Here is a 16,960-nt window from a genome sequence, read left to right as displayed (position 1 = left end):
TAAAACCTATTTATATTTATATTTATCGAATGAAACTGAAGATAGAATCAATAAGATAAAAATGTTCGAAACGCATGGTAAAATATATCTTAAAAACATATGGAAATTATTGAATTGCCAAATTAATGTATATAATTCACTAGCGTAAAAGAATGAATACCTAGGGATAATAGATAATTCGTAAATTCCTCCAAACAACAATAGCATTAATGAAGTTATTATTATAAATATTAAAATAGCTACATTTTGTCTTTTAAAAATATATGCCAATGTAATAGAAAATGTCACTATCGCAATAATATAAAATATTGTTGTTATACCTATAAGTGATAAGTTTAAAATTAAACTCGAAGTTGTAATAGTTTCAAAGTTTACTATTACAGATACCTTATCTGAAGTTAAGAAAGCTATTATACAATATAAAATATAAGTTATTAAAAAACAAATTATTGTAAATATATTTATAGATAAAAACTTAGCTATAAGCATTTGAAATCTACTATATTTTGACATAATATAGTATTTTATTGTTTTATTTTTAAATTCATTACCAATATTCCAAATAGAAAAAATACCTATTGATAATGGAAATAACGTTGAAAAGTTATATTCAAAAAAACGATAGATATTGGATAAAAATTCTTTATCAAATGAACTTTCCGATAAAAATATACTTATCAATGGTGATAAAATCATAAATGTAAATGATAAAATTATTACATTCTTTTCTTTACCTTTAAGTATTTTAAACAATTCAATTTTTAATAAATTACCCATTCGCCCCTCCCGATATTTTTTTAAATTCATATTTTAAATCAGCATTCTTAGAAACTTTTTCAATTTTCAAATCTAATTTATCTAAGTTAGAAATTAAATAATTTAATAAATTAGATGGAATTCTTACCTGATTAGTTGATACTATTTCTAATAATTCTAAATCAATTAAATTTTCAAACATTATTTTAGTAATTTCTTTATCAAAAACTATATATGCATAATCATTGTCATATTTGTTATATTCATATGAAATCTCCCCATTAGACAAAATAAATATCCTATCACATATATTCTCTAACTCTTCTAGTATATGGCTAGATATAATGATCAACTTATTTTTAGTTTTTAAATCTTTTATTATATCATGTAATACTTGTACAGATTCTATATCTAATGAATTTGTTGGTTCATCTAATATCAATAAGTCATAAGCAGGTATTAAAGTTAATATTAATCCTAATTTTTGTTTCATTCCTAAGGAATAACTAGAAACTTTTTTATTTATATTTTCTACTAATTTAAAACTGTTAACTAAATAATCAATATAACCTGAATCCTTTATATTATATAATTGTGATATTATTTTTATATTATCTATTCCCGATAAATTTTCATATAAATTTACATTCTCTATTAATGCACTTATATAAAAATCTTTATATAACATTTTTTTAATATCATTCCCATTTATTAAAATATCTCCATTGTCTGAATTCCATAAATCCGAAAGTATTTTAAATAAAGAGCTTTTTCCAGCTCCATTTGACCCAACTATACCAATTACTTCACCACTTTTGCCATTAAAAGAAATATTTTTTAGAATTTCATTTTTTTTAATTTTTTTACTTAAATTTTGAACTTTTAATTCAAATTTATCTATCATATCAATCTCCTTATTTTGTGAATTAATTTAGTCTAAATTATAACAAATTTATTAACCAAATGTCAATATTATCTATTTTTATCATATAATTGACAATAATAGAAATTTACTTTAAAATTATTTTGTAATTATAATTTTTTTTATTTTAAGGGTGATAATTTATGAGAAAAAAAGCAATTATAGGAGTACTAACTTTAATGTTATCAACGAGCGTACTTCTTCCATCACTTACATCATTTGCAGCAGAAAATCCGACTGCTATAGTTCAAACTGAAGGAAATGAGATTTTACAAAAAAGTATTGAATTTAATGAAGATAATTCTATTAATTCCAGTAAAGAAACACTAAATCAAGATTTAAAAAACATAGAGCCTAGAGGTTTTAACTTTTCTAAAATAGCTGTAAAAATCAAACAATGGAAGCCAGGTTTAACTAACTTAGTTAAGAAATGGACAAGAGCTTCAACAGCTGATTGGATTGCTGACACTATTAAAGTTGCTTGGGATAAGCTTAGAGCAATAACTGTCGACAGAGAATATGTTGGGCCTGGTTATAATACTACTGGAGACCCTGTAAAGACTGTACAATCTGCATTAAATAATAGAGGCTATAGCGCTGGAACTGCAGATGGTATATATGGTCCTAATACTAAAAATGCTATAATAAGATTTCAAAAATCAAGAGGCTTAGCAGCAGATGGCATAGTTGGCCCTGCTACTTGGAGACAATTAATGGAACAATAACTTTATATGTTAAAAAGGTCTGGAATATTAATATTCCAGACCTTTTATTACATTATAAATAGTACCGACTGAACAGTTAAATATTTTAGATAATTCACGAATACTAATTCCCTGTAGTCTATACATTTTTATAGATTCTATTTCCATATCAGTTAATTTCTTTTTTCGTCCACCCTTATGTTTTTTATTTAATTGCTCTTTAAGTTCTTTATTTTCTTTAATAATTTTATCATTTTCAAATTGTAGAGCTTGTACTACACATTTATATGTTTCAAGCTCTTTTAATAAATTATCATATTTTTCTTTATCTATTATCATATAGCCCCCTTAGTGTTCATTTATTATTTTTGAACAGTTGAATTAGTTCAATAATTAATTTATGAACGTTTATAGTATTCAAGTTTCAATTTTTGAACATTTTATATAACTTAATTGAATGACTTATATCTAAAATTCTTAACTTTTCTATCTTAATTCCATCATCTTTTAGTTGTTCTAAAAGTTCTTTATACATTTCAATATTCATTTTTCATTTGCTCCTTTACAGAGCAACCCTAAAAGAGTTATACTAATATTGCGAGTATTAGGTGGTAACTCTTAGAGTTGCTGCTTTTTTTTTATTTACTACCTTTCGTGATAAATATGAATTTGATCTTTATCTGAAATCTTTTCTTTTTCTCTAATTATTTCTTTAAGTCTATTATTATTTGTTTCTTGTCCAGAATATCTAAATATTCTTGCTTCATTTATTCCACTAGGCATTTTAATTAATATATAATGAATTTCTCTCATATCACTACCACCCCATATCTTCCATTGCTTTTTTCTTTTCATCCTTATCTACGATAACTTCTTTAGTAACTTTATCTTGTAAATCATAGTTTTCCAGTATTCCAAGAACAATTTTTTTAATAGCATTTTTTTCTTTAGTGCTAAAAACATCTTTTTTAGTTTTTAGATCTTCAGCTATTAAATTTTTTATATAATCACTTCTATTTGGTACTTCATCTAATTTTTTAATTATGTCTTTATCAAATTTATCATCTAATGAAAAACTTTTTGTTACTCTTGCCATTAAATCACTTCCTATTTGCTTAATTTTAATTCAGCCATAGTTTTAAAATTGTTAGCATTAGAAAAATCAGAATTTTTTTCTATTTCAATTTGTTTTATATATTTAAGTAATAATTTATCAAGTTCAGTAGCTCCACCACCAATACCTATAACATTATCTACACTGCTAAGTTCAAAATCCCTTTTTATACTTGCTATAACATTTGACACATGTTCTTCAATCATTTTATCTACTACTGATATACTTTTCTTTTCTCCATCTACTGTAAAGAATCCACGATTTATTAAATTATATATATCACTTGCTGCATATTTAGTGTAATAAGTGCTATTTAAATATTGAGCTATTTTAGAATAAAGAATTAACATTCCTTCAGGATATGTTGCTTTTTTCACCATCTTATATCCGTCAAATTGTGAAACATCCCAAGTTCCACCACCAATATCAATAACAATAGTTGTTTCTTTTCCTAAATTCTTTTCAAATACAACTCCAGCTGATTGAGGTATAACTAAACTATCCTTTATTTTAATTGTTTGATTAAATCCTATTTTATTTATTTTAAATGTAGATCCATCTAGCTCTTTTATCAAACTTAAAAAATCATCTTTTTGTTTTGAATAGTAAGCTACTGGAAGTCCACCACTTACGATTAACTCAATAAATTTTTCTCCTGGATAGCTTAATCCAATTGCTGCTAAAGTAGTTATTTTTAATAACTGTTTTCCTTCTTCTGTTTTAAACTTGTCAGCATCAACTATATAGTCACCATTTGGCTCTCCTACAATATAATTTATACCTTCACATTCTATTTCAAGAATATCAGAATTGTATTCATCGTGTCCTTCTCTTATAGTACTTAAAAATTTAATTTGTTCACTTGTTTTTGTAAAGTGATAACCATTGTCTAACCCTAGCATTTCTTTATTCATTACAGTTCCTCCTTGTAATACATTGTATTAAATTTATTTCAAAATTATATTTTTTATCTTAAATTAACTTAATTTTTATTAATTTAAGTAACCTTATGTATTAATTGTAATACATTGTATTGCGAAAGTAAACCCTTTTTGCTATAATTTTCTTAGAGGAGATGATATTTAATGATAGACTTTTTAGAAATGAGATCACTTTATTTCATTAGATATATAAATAACGAATATTTTATTAGAAAAATTGAGCCTTTAAAATATTCTGGAATAATCGTTATATATTTAAGAAACCAAATTAAGCCATTTAAAATTTTAAATACAGATAACCTATATTTAAGCATTATAGAACTAATCGCTCTAAACCAAATTAAAATACCTAATTTATTTAAATTAGATTTTTACCTTACTAGTGATAAATTATTTAGAAACTTCGCTTTTTTAGATTTAGTTAGAACTTTAGAACCAACTAATACATCATTCAAAGATATATAATAAAAATTTATTATATAAAATATAAGAGCTATAACATATTTACCAATTAATAGACAAATTAATAAAAATTATGTTATGATAAAGGAAATAATTTTAAATAAAAGAATATATAAGAACAGCAAAAAACCTGTCATACTCAAAGTTTGGTCGCCGAGAGTAATAACAGGTCAACTCTAATAAAGGATTTCTATTATTCTCCTAACACGTAGATTAAATCTAACGAGTAGGATATATTAACTATATAGTAAATTAAATTATAGTTAATGTCAATAGGAATCCTCCTTGTTAGAACTGATTAATGTTCTTATATCAAGGGGGATATTATTATGGAAAAAAGCAGATTATTAAGAAAAAGTAGACCAATTGTATATGATATGGACTTAGCAGTTTTAATTGGAGATAGGGAGGCTCAAGTCCTACAACAAATTGAATACTGGTGTAATATTAAAGAACAAGCAGACTTAAGAAATGAAAAAACTATAGAAATGGGATATATAAATGGCTATTACTGGACCTATAATACTATAGAAGAATGGCATAAACAATTTCCTTGTTGGAGTCTTATGACTATTAGAAGATTACTAAAAAATCTAAGAGATAAAAATTTAGTTATAACAGGTAATTTTAATAAAAAAGGTTATGATAGAACTTTGTGGTATACAGTTAATCATGAAGAATTAATAAGACTTGAAAAAGAATCTGAAAATAAAAAACAAGAAAATAAAAATTCCATATGTTCAAAAAGAACAAATGAAGAAAATAACCCTTTAAAAGATAATAAAAACGAAAAAATTATTGAAAATATTCATGTGTTCAAAAAGAACAAATCAAAAGTTCAAAAAGAACAAAACAATATGTTCAAAAAGAACGAACCTATACCTAAGAATACTACTAAGACTTCTACTAAGATTTCTACTAGTAGTAGTAGTGATGAATTTGAAAGTAATAATTTAATTGATTATTTCAATGAAAATATTTGTGAATTGAAAAAAACAACTAGAGTTAAGTTTGAGAAATTTATAGAAAATAAATCTATAGAATTTGTTAAAGCTCTTATCGATTATCAAGCAGAAATTAATACAAAAAGTTATGCAGGATTTGCAAAAGCAATAGATAACTTTAAAGATTTAGAAACAGTAGAAGAGTTAAACGAAGCAATAGAAAAATTTAGAGCTTCTAAAAAACAAAAAGCTGAATTTGCAAATAAAACTAAAAAATCTAATAAAAATAAAGTTACAACTTTTGAAGAAACTAAAGAACAACAATTACAATCTTATAATGACGTAGTAGAAGATGATTTTAATAATTTAACTCTTTAGATACTATGCTAATTAAAATAGTACTATTTGAGTTAAAATACGGTCTATATGGACAAGATTACCCTATAGACGTATAAATACATTAGTCTAGAATAAAATCGCTTAGAATTGATTTTAAACGGTTTGGAAAAACGGAGTGATAAAATGGAATATTTTTCAAAGATATTAGATTATTATAGAAATAAATATGAGTTATATTCAAGTTGTGGTTTAGATAGGGAGGATTCATTATTTTTAGAAGATACTGAAGAATTTAATAGGTACATTATAGAGAATAATATAGGGGTTTTATTTTATAAAATAGACTATCCTATGAAAATTAAAGAAAATGGAATGATTACAAGAGATTTTCATAATCCTAAACAGTTAATTATTCGTTGTTGGGGACAAGCTAGACCAGTATATACTATATTTGAAAATAATTAATATATAAATTTTTAGGGGGCTAAACAAATGAAAATGGGAATAAGAACACCAAGTTTAAAGAAAAGTTTTAAGGCTAGAACTACAGGAAGAGCTAAAAGAGCAATTAAAAGCTCAATTAATCCTGCTTACGGTAAGAAAGGTATGGGGTGGATCCATGATCCTAAAAAAGCAGCTTATAATAAAGTCTATAATAAAACTACAGTTTCATTTGGAGAATTATTAGATTTTAATATTGAAACTAAAGCTAAAGAAGAAAAAATAGTTAAAAAAGCAACTAATGAATTCGGATTAATTAGATACTATGGATTAACTGATTGGTGGACTAATGAGTTAACTGAAGTTGATAGAAATTTAATTTTAGAATCTAAAAGTAATATAAGGGAAGAAATTTATATACAAGAAAAACCAGGAAGTAGATATAATGATGAAAATTTTATAGAAATAAAGGACTTTGAATTTTTAAATGATATTTTAATAAATATGTATAATGAATATACTACTGCTAAAAAAATAGCATTAAAGATTGAAGAACTTATATTTAGAGATATAGAAGATGATTATATAATCTCATTACATTTCACGTTAACAAACTTAATGGACTTCTATTATAGAAATAGAGATAAAGATGATAGTTTAGATAGAGCAATATTTTTTGGATATAAAGATATAGAATTTTCAAATATATTTGCAAAAGAATTTTACTCAAAATATGGTGAAGTAATGCCTGTTAATAAAGCTTATGAACAAATAGGTATAATTCTAGAGAGAAAAAAGAAATATATTGAAGCTATAAGAATTTGTGAAAAAGGTAAATCAGAAGGTTGGAGTAATGATTTTGATAAAAGAATAAATAGAATAAAATCTAAAATTAGTAAAAATAAGTAATAAAGTCAGTAAATTTATTAATTTACTGACTTTAGTTACAACTAACATAGTTTTTAATTACTTTAAAATAATTCTTTGATTGCTTCAGCAACATTTACAACTAATATAGTATTTAATTACATATTGATTATATAATATACTAAAGTTTATGTTTATTCAATTATTATAAAGTGAAATTTTATAGAATGAGGGCATAAAACCTCGTGGCTTTATGCCCGAGGTAGTTCAAGCTTAGTATTACTTAATATTATTATATACTAGAAACTCATTAATTTATTTATTGTTTTTCTAGTTCCTTATAAAAATATGAGAAGATTAGTTAAAATTGAATTTATATATTAAAATATAAGACTAGAATCTTTACCATTAATGTTTAGATATTTTAAAATATTATACATTTATTAAAATATTAAAATAATTTTATTTTAAAATAAAATTATTAATACTATAATTTAAGTGCTAACCGATATGTTAAGATGTTAAACCACTCAAAAGGAGCTACTAATTAGTAGCTCCTTTTAGCATTACTTTAAATTTAAAATAAAAATATAAAAAGAATAGTTTAAATCATAAATAGATGATTAAATAATAAAATAAATTTTTATTACTTATTTTATTAAATAATAAATATTAGGTTACTATTATGAAAACTTTAAACATGACTATTTTTAAAATAAAGTGTTTAATATTATAATATATTTTGATATAGATATTTTTTTTAAAGTGTTTTTTTTATTTTGTTGTTAACAAAAAGGAGTTGCTTTTATATAAGGTAGCTCTTTTTTGTTTTTAAATAAAATTAATAATAAAAATATGAGAAGAGCAGTTTAGATTATAAATATTTATTTAAATTATGAAATGTATTTATATATATTTTTAAATAAATAATAAAAGATATTTTACTTTTGTGAAAATATTAAACAAAAGTGTTTTTAAAATGAGTTAGTGTATATTATAATTTAAACATGTTAAGGAACAAGCAAAGTGATTTTTAAATGTTTTGTAATTTTTTACTATCAAAAGGAGTTACCTATTTGTAAGGTGACTCCTTTTATATTTTATTATGATTAAAAACATATTAGAAAAACAGTTTAAGGTATGAATATTTGCTAAAAATGTAAAAATGTTTTCAGCTAAATTTATATAAAATAATTAAAATTTGTTAATTTTTGTTATAATGTTAAACAAATATAGTTGAAAAATTATTTAATTAATACTATAATAAATTTGAATTTAATATAAATTTTTGCATGAATAATTCTTTGCAAATCGTTATGATTTTAATAAAAAAGGAGCTATTATATATGGTATAGCTCCTTTTTTATTATATTAAAACTTATAAAATACTTTAATTTTATAGCTTAATAAACACTAAATTTTAAACATTTGTTTAATTTAAACACAAATGTGTTTGAAAGCGTTTTGATTTATTATATAATATAAATGAATTAAACAATAATACCTTATAAAAATAGTTTTTTAACGTTTTCCATATTTTATTTTTAAAGGAGTTGCTATGCCGATATGTAACTCCTGAAAATTTTATATATGGCTTAAACTAAAAAGTTAATACTATCTATAGTATTTTTTTTATTTGTTACCAACAAAAAGAGCTACCTTATGGAAAATAGCTCTTTTTGTGTTTAAATGTAATTAGTGTTAAAATATAAATAATCCTATATAAATACATTTATGTATATTGTTAATAAATTTAACACTATTCCTAAAAAAGAAGTTACTTTTAACAGAGTAGCTTCTTTTGTTTTTATAGTAATAAAAATATGAAAATTTTAGTAAAAAATGAATATGGATATTAAAATAAAAATATGTAGCATATTTAATTATTAAAAATGAGATTTTCTTAATAAAGGGTTGTCTAAATTTTTATAATTTCCTTGACTTGAAAGATAGAACATAAGTTCCTAAAATGTAGGTATAAATCCTTGAAGATTGGGGGAATTAAATAATGGCAACAAAAGAAGAAATGAAAAAAGAAATAATAAAAACTATCAATAATTTAAATAATCCATATTGGATAGAACATTTATATAAATATATAGTGGTAATAAAAAAACAAGAGAGTATTTAATACTCTCTTATTTTTTTAAGATTTTATCTAACAATGAATCTATTAATACCAATGATTCACTATCTAGTTGTGAAAGCTTTAAAACCGTAGGATATAACGATGAATTTTCTTTACTGATCTTATATAGCAATTCTTCAAGTTCAACATTTTCTTTAGAATCATTAAACATATTCCCGCTACCATTTACTAACCAATCTTTATTTACTTTAAACGTATCACATATGGCATCAATTAGTAGTGTTTTAGGTTGAACTCGACCAATTTCAATATTTGAAATAACATCTTTACTTACGGCAAGTCGTTTTCCAAATTCAGATTGATTTAATTTTAACTCCTTACGGAGTTCTTTAAACCTTTCTTTTATTTCTTGCATTTTTATCTCCTCCATTAATAATTATACTATATTATTTATTCGTTGTAAACGCAAAAAGTATAATTAAAATATCGTAATTTACTAAAAGTTCATAAAAAAACAGTTGTAAACGAAAAATAAAGTGATAAAATTTAGTTGTAAACGAAAGAGGTGAAAACATGGAAACAAATAGACTAGAAACAATAAAAAATATTTTATTTAAATTAGAAAAAGTTGAATCAAATGATGATTTATTAAATGTTGAAAATGCTATTGATTCATGCTTAATAGTGCAAAACTTAAAAAAAAGCGCAACAGTCCAAAAAACAAATTAGTTTCGGTTATAAACATGATAGTTCACACCAGCACTTATTTTTTTACTTTAATTTATATATTACGTGATCCCGTTTTCTCCCTATAAATAAATAAGTGCTGCTGCAAACTATCATGTTTAATCAGAAATTAAAAACAAAGGAGGAAAAAGAAAAATGATTAAAGCAGAAAGTCAAGTGATTGATAATGAAAGTTGCGAGATAACAATGGAAGTAGAAGGGAAACTTAAAGATTTAGAAAGAGAAGGAGTAGCAATAATAAAAAATTTAATTATTGAATTATCAAAAGGTACAGGAGCAGATGAAAGAGTTGTATTAATACATTTTATTAAAAGATTATCAGATCAGTTTGAAGGAGTTAACTATGGAGTTATCGGATATAGGGAGAAAGATGAAAGTAGTATTAGTTAAATTTATCCGTAGTAGTTTTGATAATTTATATTCTTATAAAACTGATATTGATGATTTAAAAGAAAATGACTATATAGTAGTACAAGCAAATGATGAATACAGTTTAGCTAAAGTAGTTAGATATACTAATGATTCTAATAAAATAGAAAAAGCCACTAAGTGGGTTGTTCAAAAAATAGATATTGAACAATTTAAAAATAAATTATTTTTAGGAGAATTAGAATGAGGAAATTAAGTAAATCCGAATTCATGAAAAAAGTAATTAATGATCACTACAATAAGAAATATATTGAAAAACAGGCTTATTATCATGAATCAGAAAATGTTCAAAACATAAAATCAAAAACAATATGGAGGAGATAAATAATGAAGATTATAGCAGAATTTAATTCTATTGAAGAAGTTAAGGAGTTTTCAAAAGCTTTTAAAGCTAATGAAATTATTATGCCACCCATTCAAATTGATAATGAAGCTATTAATGCTTTAGTAGAAACTAAAAAGTCAGAAGATTATGAAATTAAGGAAGAAACTAAGGCTAAAACAAAGAAAGTATCTAATAAAAAAGAAGAAGAAAAAGTAGTTAAAGAAGATGTAAAGGAAGAAAAAAAGATTGATTTTACTGAAATAAGAGAAGTTGCAACAACTCTTGTAAAAGCAGGTAAACAACCTGAACTTGCAGAAATAACTGCTAAATATGGTGCTAGTAAGTTATCAGAGCTTAAAGAAGAAGATTACGAAGCAGTATTAAATGAATTTAAGGAGTTAATGTAATGCCTGATAAACACGCTAAACTTAGTGCTAGTGGTTCTAGTAGATGGATTAACTGCCCACCTAGTGTAAGATTAGAAGAACAATTTGAAGATAAAACTTCTATTTATGCAGAAGAAGGAACATTAGCACATGAATTAGCAGAATTAAAACTAAGATTAGAACTTAAAGAAATAACTAAGAGAACTTATACTTTAAGGTTTAATAAATCAACTAAAGATAATCCTTTATATTCAAAAAATATGGACGATTATGTAGATGTTTATAAAGAGATATGTATAGAAAAATATCTTAATTCAAAAGAAACTACAACTGATTCAATAGCAGCAGTAGAACAAAGATTAGATTTTTCTAATTATGTACCTGCTGGATTTGGAACAGGAGATTTTATAGTTATAGCTGATGGAACATTAGAAATATGTGATTTGAAGTATGGTAAAGGTGTTCCAGTATCAGCAGAAAATAATAGCCAAATGAGATTATATGCTCTAGGAGCTATTAATAAATTTAGCTTCTTATATGATATAGAAAAAGTAAGAATGACTATTATTCAACCTAGATTAAGTAACATTTCATCAGATGAAATAAGTGTTAATGAATTATTAAAATGGGCTGAAGAAGTTGTAAAACCTAGTGCAGAACTTGCAATTAAAGGTGAAGGTGAATTTAAAACTGGTGCCCATTGTAAATTTTGTAAAGCTAGATCAGTTTGTAGAGCTAGAGCAGATGAAAATTTAGAATTAGCTAAGTTTGAGTTTAAGAAATCTGACACTTTATCAAATGATGAAATATCAGAAATATTAGAAAAAGTAGATAGTTTAGTTAAATGGGCTAGTGATGTAAAAGAATATGCACTAGATAAGGCTTTAGAAGGACAAGAATTTAAAGGATATAAATTAGTTGAAGGAAGAAGTCAAAGAAAATGGAAAGATGAAAAAGCCGTAGCAAAAATATTAACTGATAGGGGATTTTTAGAAAATATCATATGGACTAAAAAACTTACTACTATTTCTAATATTGAAAGAGCAATAGGTAAAAAAGAAACTGAAAGATTATTTAAAGATTTAATTGATAAACCACTTGGTAAGCCTACATTGGTGCCATTATCAGATAAAAGAGAAGTATACAATGCTGCAAAAGCAGATTTTCAATAAAAAAATTTAGAAAGAAGGAATATAAACAATGATAAAAGCAAGTAGAAAAGGAACAAAAGTAGTAACAGGAGAAGTTAGATTAAGCTACGCTCACATTTGGGAGCCAAGTGCAATAGAAGGAAACGAGCCAAAATATTCAGTATCAGTTATAGTTTCTAAGAATGATAAAGAAACTTTAAGAGCAATTAAAGAAGCTGTAGAAGAAGCTAAAGAAACTGGAAAAGGTAAATGGAATGGTAAGATACCACCAGTTTTAAAAACACCTTTAAGAGACGGAGATGTAGAAAGACCTGATGACGAAGCATATGCAGGTTGCTATTTCTTTAATGCTTCAAGTAAAAATAAACCTGGTATAGTTGATGAAAATGTACAACCTATCTTAGATCAATCAGAAGTTTATTCAGGTTGCTACGCAAGAGTTAGCGTTAATTTCTATGCTTATAATGCAAACGGAAATAAAGGTGTAGCAGCAGGACTTGGTAATATTCAAAAAATAAAAGATGGAGATTCTTTAGGTGGAGCAACTAGAGCTGAAGATGATTTTGAAGCAGTTGAACATGAAGAAGATTTCTTAGGATAGAAAATGAGAATATTAAGTATTGATGTTGAAACTTATAGCAGTATAGATATTAAAAAAGGAGGAGCTTACAGATACTGTAGCTCCTTTGATTTTGAAATTATGCTATTTGCTTATGCTTTTGATGATGAACCAGTCCAAATTGTAGATTTTATGTTAGGTGAAAAATTACCAAGAGAAGTAGAAGAAGCATTAACAGATCCTAAAATATTAAAAACTGCATTTAATGCTAACTTTGAAAGAAACGCTATTAAAAATTATATACTACATGAGACATGTAAGCCCGAGGAATGGGAATGCACAATGATTAAAGCTTTAACTTTAGGTTTACCAGGAAGTCTAGAAATGGTAGGAAAGGCTTTAAAATTTCCTGAAGATAAACAAAAAATGAAAGTTGGGAAAAGCTTAATTAGATATTTCTGTATGCCATGCAAACCTACAAAAGTAAATGGTGGAAGAACTAGAAATCTTCCCGAACATGATATGGAGAAATGGAATTTATTTAAAGAATACTGTAAACAGGACGTAGAAGTTGAAAGAACTATAAGAAAAAAATTAAGTGTATATGAAACAACAAAAAAAGAAAAATTATTATGGAATTTAGATCAGAAAATTAATGATAGAGGAATTAATTTAGATATTAATTTAATAGAAAATGCTATTAGAATTAATCAAGAATATACAGAAAAATTAACAAAAGAAGCCATAAAAATAACTGGACTTGATAATCCGAACAGTCCAGTACAGTTAAAGAAATGGCTTTCTAATCAAGTTGGATTTGAAGTTACTTCATTAACTAAAGATAGCATACCACAATTATTAGAAAATGCAACTAACGATAATGTTAAAAGAGTATTAGCGTTAAGAAGTCTTATGGCCAAAACAAGTGTTAAAAAGTATCAGGCTATGATAGATGCTAGAAATGCAGACGGAAGAGTTAAAGGGCTTTTACAGTTTTATGGTGCTAATAGAACAGGTAGGTGGGCTGGAAGATTAGTACAAGTTCAGAATTTACCGCAAAATCATTTACCTGATTTAAATAGTGCTAGAGAACTTGTAAAGCTAGGTAATTTAGATTATTTAGAGTTTGTTTATGATAACGTATCTGATACTTTAAGTCAGCTTATAAGAACAGCTTTTATACCATCTAAAGAAAGTAGATTTATAGTTGCCGACTTTAGTGCAATAGAAGCTAGAGTAATTGCTTGGTATGCACAGGAAAAATGGAGAATAGATGTTTTTAAAACTCATGGGAAAATATATGAAGCTTCAGCAAGTCAGATGTTTCATATACCAATAGAACAAATAAAAAAGGGTTCTGATTTAAGACAAAAAGGAAAAATAGCAGAACTTGCTTTAGGATATGGAGGAAGTGTAGGAGCTTTAAGTTCAATGGATAAGAATAAAAGTATTCCTGAAGATGAATTACCTGGATTAGTTCAATCTTGGAGAAATGCTAATCAAAATATAACTAAGTTTTGGTGGGATTGTGATAAAGCAGCTAAGAAAGCTATAAGTAGAAGAACGACTGTAGAAATGCAGTTTGGACTTAAGTTTATATATAAACCAGGAGTTTTATTTATTCAATTACCAAGTGGTAGGAAATTAGCTTATTTAAGACCTAAAATTGAGGACCATAAAACTTTTAGCGGTACCAAGATAACTTATGAAGGAATGGAGCAAACGAGTAAACAATGGAAAAGACTAGATACTTATGGGCCTAAATTAGTTGAAAATATTGTACAAGCTACGGCAAGAGATTGTCTAGGTGAAACAATGATAAGGATAGAAAATAAAGGTTATAAAGTTGTAATGCACGTACATGATGAATTGATTTTAGATACACCAAATAATTTTGGAAGTTTAGAAGAAGTTAATAAAACTTTTGGTGAACCTATAGACTGGGCTCCAGGACTTTATTTAAAAGCAGATGGTTACGAGTGTAATTATTATATGAAGGATTAGGAGGATAAAGAATTATGATAATTTTAGATAAAAATATTACTAAAGACCAGGAGAGAATGAGAGATTTAATGGAATCTATATTAGATGTAAAAGATAGAATACAAGGCCTAGAAATAGATTTAGATAACTATAAAAATAATTTATTAGATTTAATGAAAAAGAATAATACTTACGAGATAGAGAGCTATACTGCTAAAGCTAATATAATTGAGTTTAATAGAGAGAGTTTGGATAAAGATAAAACAATAGATGCAATAAATAAAGTTAATAAAGGTCTAAAAGAAAAAGTAGATATTAGTGGATTAATTAATAGAAGTAATGTGTGTTTTGTTTTAGTTAAAGAATTATAGGAGTGTAAATAGTATGAAAGCTACAATAGGAAAATTTATTATAGAATCGGATACTAGACAATATGTTGTTTATGAAAAGTGTATTGTGAACGTAGGAACGGCTACCAAAGAAGAAAATATCGGTAAGGAATACAATAAGCCTATTGGATATTTCAATCACTTAGAAGAAGCCTATAAATTTATTGGAGAAAGAACAGTTAAAACTAATGATGATGTAGAAACTATTCTAAATAAATTACAAGAGATAATTAATGCTATAAAGGAGAAAAAATAAAATGAAAAGTACAGGAATTGTAAGAAAAATAGATGACTTAGGAAGATTATGTATACCAGCAGAACTTAGAAGAACTTTGAATATTAATGAATGTGATCCACTTGAAATATTTATTGAAGATGAATCAATAATATTAAAAAAATATAATCCAGGGTGTATTTTCTGTGGTGAGTTTAAAGATATTATTAGCTTTAAAAATAAAATTGTATGTAAGAAATGTATTAAAGAATTAAAATAAACCATTTTGCTGACATCACCAAAATGGTAGGAGGAATTAAAATGTTATGGATTATAGCAAAGATAGTGCTTATTACTTGGATAGGGCTTAATGTAGCACTTAGAATACTTACATTTATAGATAAAAAAGAAGAAAAGGAAAGATTACTGTAATGGGTAGAGAATATAGAATTTACTTAGATGGCAAATTAGATAATATTTGTTGTAGTGAGTATGTATTAATGTGTAATACGACTTCTTTAATAAATAAGTATGGAAAAGATAGGGTAGAAATTAAAGAGTGTGATGATACTTTAGATGAAGAAAAAATAGAATATTTAAAAAAGGTTGTGGAGGGATTACATTAAATGTTTATAAAGAAAATAAGATTTCAAAGAACTAAAGGGGCAAAAATTGAGAGTGGTTGGTGGATAGGAAAATATGAGTATGCAGAAGATTGTATCATATTAGATTCTAAATACAATCCAATTATCAAAGATAAAAATGGTTGTTTATGCTGGGATTATGTTACTGATTGGAAGAATCCAGTTTTAATACAGGTAGATAATAATTAATACAAAGGAGCTTAATTAAATGGATAAGGAAAAGATTGAAGCCATTAATAGATATATTGCTATAGTAGATTCATTATTAATACGTTTAGATGATGTTATAGGTAGTGTAGATGATGAAGCATATATAGAGCAGTGCCTAGAAGATGATATGAATTATATAAATCGTAGAGTAAGGATTATAAGGAATCAAAAGGAAGAATTATTAAACGCTTTTAAGGAGGAAAAATAAAATGAAAAAGTTATTTATATCACAACCTATGAGGGGTAAAACTGATAAAGAAATATTAGAGGAAAGAGAAATGGCAATTAAAAAAGCTAAGGCGATATTAAGAGAAGATGTTGAGGTATTAGATACATTCTTTGAT

The 16,960-nt window shown here is 25.2% G+C and carries 28 protein-coding genes; 20 read left to right on the top strand and 8 right to left on the bottom strand.

Going from position 1 to position 16,960, the window contains the following annotated elements; genetic code table 11:
- Positions 1 to 6: 6 nt before the first annotated feature.
- Complete coding sequence (locus HMPREF1092_RS15985; protein WP_002599739.1) at positions 7 to 777, bottom strand: ABC transporter permease; 771 nt, start codon at positions 775 to 777, stop codon at positions 7 to 9.
- On the bottom strand, positions 770 to 1,660 hold the full coding sequence (locus HMPREF1092_RS15980; RefSeq protein WP_002599738.1) for an ABC transporter ATP-binding protein: 891 nt from the start codon (positions 1,658 to 1,660) through the stop codon (positions 770 to 772). The genes HMPREF1092_RS15985 and HMPREF1092_RS15980 overlap by 8 nt, the downstream gene beginning before the upstream one ends.
- Before the next feature lie 161 nt (positions 1,661 to 1,821).
- On the opposite strand from HMPREF1092_RS15980, the gene HMPREF1092_RS15975 reads away from it, so the two are divergent.
- Positions 1,822 to 2,403, top strand: coding sequence for a peptidoglycan-binding domain-containing protein (locus HMPREF1092_RS15975; RefSeq protein WP_002599737.1), 582 nt, complete (start codon positions 1,822 to 1,824; stop codon positions 2,401 to 2,403).
- 27 nt (positions 2,404 to 2,430) lie between these two features.
- Here HMPREF1092_RS15975 and HMPREF1092_RS15970 read toward each other — a convergent pair whose 3' ends face one another.
- The 5 genes from HMPREF1092_RS15970 to HMPREF1092_RS15960 form a co-directional block, all read right to left on the bottom strand.
- Entirely contained in the window at positions 2,431 to 2,721 is a 291-nt protein-coding gene (locus tag HMPREF1092_RS15970; RefSeq protein WP_002599736.1) for a helix-turn-helix domain-containing protein, read from the bottom strand.
- 85 nt (positions 2,722 to 2,806) lie between these two features.
- Positions 2,807 to 2,929 (bottom strand): hypothetical protein, encoded by a 123-nt coding sequence (locus HMPREF1092_RS17725; RefSeq protein WP_002599735.1) that lies wholly within the window; start codon positions 2,927 to 2,929, stop codon positions 2,807 to 2,809.
- 98 nt (positions 2,930 to 3,027) lie between these two features.
- Entirely contained in the window at positions 3,028 to 3,195 is a 168-nt protein-coding gene (locus HMPREF1092_RS17375; RefSeq protein ID WP_002599734.1) for a hypothetical protein, read from the bottom strand.
- Positions 3,196 to 3,199: 4 nt separating this feature from the next.
- Positions 3,200 to 3,478 (bottom strand): hypothetical protein, encoded by a 279-nt coding sequence (locus HMPREF1092_RS15965; protein WP_002599733.1) that lies wholly within the window; start codon positions 3,476 to 3,478, stop codon positions 3,200 to 3,202.
- 11 nt (positions 3,479 to 3,489) lie between these two features.
- Complete coding sequence (locus HMPREF1092_RS15960) at positions 3,490 to 4,410, bottom strand: ParM/StbA family protein (protein ID WP_002599732.1); 921 nt, start codon at positions 4,408 to 4,410, stop codon at positions 3,490 to 3,492.
- A 171-nt stretch (positions 4,411 to 4,581) separates the two neighbouring features.
- On the opposite strand from HMPREF1092_RS15960, the gene HMPREF1092_RS15955 reads away from it, so the two are divergent.
- The 5 genes from HMPREF1092_RS15955 to HMPREF1092_RS17720 all read left to right on the top strand — a co-directional run bounded on the left by HMPREF1092_RS15955 (position 4,582) and on the right by HMPREF1092_RS17720 (position 9,621).
- Positions 4,582 to 4,902: a hypothetical protein gene (locus tag HMPREF1092_RS15955; protein ID WP_002599731.1), complete on the top strand. Its 321-nt coding sequence runs from the start codon at positions 4,582 to 4,584 to the stop codon at positions 4,900 to 4,902.
- Between the two features lie 326 nt (positions 4,903 to 5,228).
- The gene (locus HMPREF1092_RS16690) at positions 5,229 to 6,221 is read left to right on the top strand and encodes a hypothetical protein (RefSeq protein ID WP_002599730.1); all 993 of its coding nucleotides are present in this window, start codon (positions 5,229 to 5,231) and stop codon (positions 6,219 to 6,221) included.
- 144 nt (positions 6,222 to 6,365) lie between these two features.
- Positions 6,366 to 6,647: a hypothetical protein gene (locus HMPREF1092_RS15945; RefSeq protein WP_002599729.1), complete on the top strand. Its 282-nt coding sequence runs from the start codon at positions 6,366 to 6,368 to the stop codon at positions 6,645 to 6,647.
- 27 nt (positions 6,648 to 6,674) lie between these two features.
- Complete coding sequence (locus HMPREF1092_RS17785) at positions 6,675 to 7,532, top strand: hypothetical protein (protein WP_002599728.1); 858 nt, start codon at positions 6,675 to 6,677, stop codon at positions 7,530 to 7,532.
- Between the two features lie 1,966 nt (positions 7,533 to 9,498).
- Positions 9,499 to 9,621, top strand: a complete 123-nt coding sequence (locus HMPREF1092_RS17720; protein WP_002599727.1) for a hypothetical protein — start codon at positions 9,499 to 9,501, stop codon at positions 9,619 to 9,621.
- A gap of 7 nt (positions 9,622 to 9,628) precedes the next feature.
- On the opposite strand, the gene HMPREF1092_RS15935 is transcribed toward HMPREF1092_RS17720, so the two are convergent.
- Entirely contained in the window at positions 9,629 to 9,994 is a 366-nt protein-coding gene (locus tag HMPREF1092_RS15935; protein ID WP_002599726.1) for a helix-turn-helix domain-containing protein, read from the bottom strand.
- A gap of 158 nt (positions 9,995 to 10,152) precedes the next feature.
- Between HMPREF1092_RS15935 and HMPREF1092_RS17370 the strand changes: the two genes are divergently transcribed.
- From HMPREF1092_RS17370 to HMPREF1092_RS15875, 14 genes are all read left to right on the top strand, one after another.
- Entirely contained in the window at positions 10,153 to 10,308 is a 156-nt protein-coding gene (locus HMPREF1092_RS17370) for a hypothetical protein (protein ID WP_002599725.1), read from the top strand.
- A gap of 153 nt (positions 10,309 to 10,461) precedes the next feature.
- Positions 10,462 to 10,716 carry a hypothetical protein gene (locus HMPREF1092_RS15930; protein ID WP_002599724.1) on the top strand — a complete coding sequence of 85 codons (255 nt, stop codon included), beginning with the start codon at positions 10,462 to 10,464 and terminating at the stop codon, positions 10,714 to 10,716.
- A complete protein-coding gene (locus HMPREF1092_RS15925; RefSeq protein ID WP_002599723.1) occupies positions 10,670 to 10,942 on the top strand; it encodes a hypothetical protein in 273 nt (90 codons plus the stop codon). The genes HMPREF1092_RS15930 and HMPREF1092_RS15925 overlap by 47 nt, the downstream gene beginning before the upstream one ends.
- Complete coding sequence (locus tag HMPREF1092_RS17365; RefSeq protein WP_002599722.1) at positions 10,939 to 11,079, top strand: hypothetical protein; 141 nt, start codon at positions 10,939 to 10,941, stop codon at positions 11,077 to 11,079. Before HMPREF1092_RS15925 ends, HMPREF1092_RS17365 begins: the two co-directional genes overlap by 4 nt.
- 3 nt (positions 11,080 to 11,082) lie before the next feature.
- Entirely contained in the window at positions 11,083 to 11,487 is a 405-nt protein-coding gene (locus HMPREF1092_RS15920) for a hypothetical protein (protein ID WP_002599721.1), read from the top strand.
- A complete protein-coding gene (locus tag HMPREF1092_RS15915) occupies positions 11,487 to 12,638 on the top strand; it encodes a DUF2800 domain-containing protein (protein ID WP_002599720.1) in 1,152 nt (383 codons plus the stop codon). Before HMPREF1092_RS15920 ends, HMPREF1092_RS15915 begins: the two co-directional genes overlap by 1 nt.
- Positions 12,639 to 12,666: 28 nt before the next feature.
- The gene (locus HMPREF1092_RS15910) at positions 12,667 to 13,218 is read left to right on the top strand and encodes a DUF2815 family protein (protein ID WP_002599719.1); all 552 of its coding nucleotides are present in this window, start codon (positions 12,667 to 12,669) and stop codon (positions 13,216 to 13,218) included.
- Positions 13,219 to 13,221: 3 nt separating this feature from the next.
- Entirely contained in the window at positions 13,222 to 15,180 is a 1,959-nt protein-coding gene (locus HMPREF1092_RS15905) for a DNA polymerase (RefSeq protein ID WP_002599718.1), read from the top strand.
- A gap of 14 nt (positions 15,181 to 15,194) precedes the next feature.
- A complete protein-coding gene (locus tag HMPREF1092_RS15900; protein ID WP_002599717.1) occupies positions 15,195 to 15,530 on the top strand; it encodes a hypothetical protein in 336 nt (111 codons plus the stop codon).
- Positions 15,531 to 15,543: 13 nt separating this feature from the next.
- A complete protein-coding gene (locus HMPREF1092_RS15895) occupies positions 15,544 to 15,804 on the top strand; it encodes a hypothetical protein (protein ID WP_002599716.1) in 261 nt (86 codons plus the stop codon).
- A 1-nt stretch (position 15,805) separates the two neighbouring features.
- Positions 15,806 to 16,042, top strand: coding sequence for an AbrB/MazE/SpoVT family DNA-binding domain-containing protein (locus HMPREF1092_RS15890; protein ID WP_002599715.1), 237 nt, complete (start codon positions 15,806 to 15,808; stop codon positions 16,040 to 16,042).
- Between the two features lie 151 nt (positions 16,043 to 16,193).
- Positions 16,194 to 16,388, top strand: coding sequence for a hypothetical protein (locus tag HMPREF1092_RS15885; protein ID WP_002599714.1), 195 nt, complete (start codon positions 16,194 to 16,196; stop codon positions 16,386 to 16,388).
- Entirely contained in the window at positions 16,389 to 16,595 is a 207-nt protein-coding gene (locus HMPREF1092_RS15880) for a hypothetical protein (RefSeq protein ID WP_002599713.1), read from the top strand.
- A gap of 19 nt (positions 16,596 to 16,614) precedes the next feature.
- Positions 16,615 to 16,824: a hypothetical protein gene (locus HMPREF1092_RS15875; RefSeq protein WP_002599712.1), complete on the top strand. Its 210-nt coding sequence runs from the start codon at positions 16,615 to 16,617 to the stop codon at positions 16,822 to 16,824.
- The last annotated feature ends 136 nt before the right edge of the window (positions 16,825 to 16,960 follow it).

Source organism: Clostridium thermobutyricum (genome assembly GCF_000371465.1).
GTDB lineage: Bacteria > Bacillota > Clostridia > Clostridiales > Clostridiaceae > Clostridium > Clostridium thermobutyricum.
Note: the sequence above shows the minus strand (reverse complement) of the source record. Positions and strands in the feature narration are given on the sequence as shown.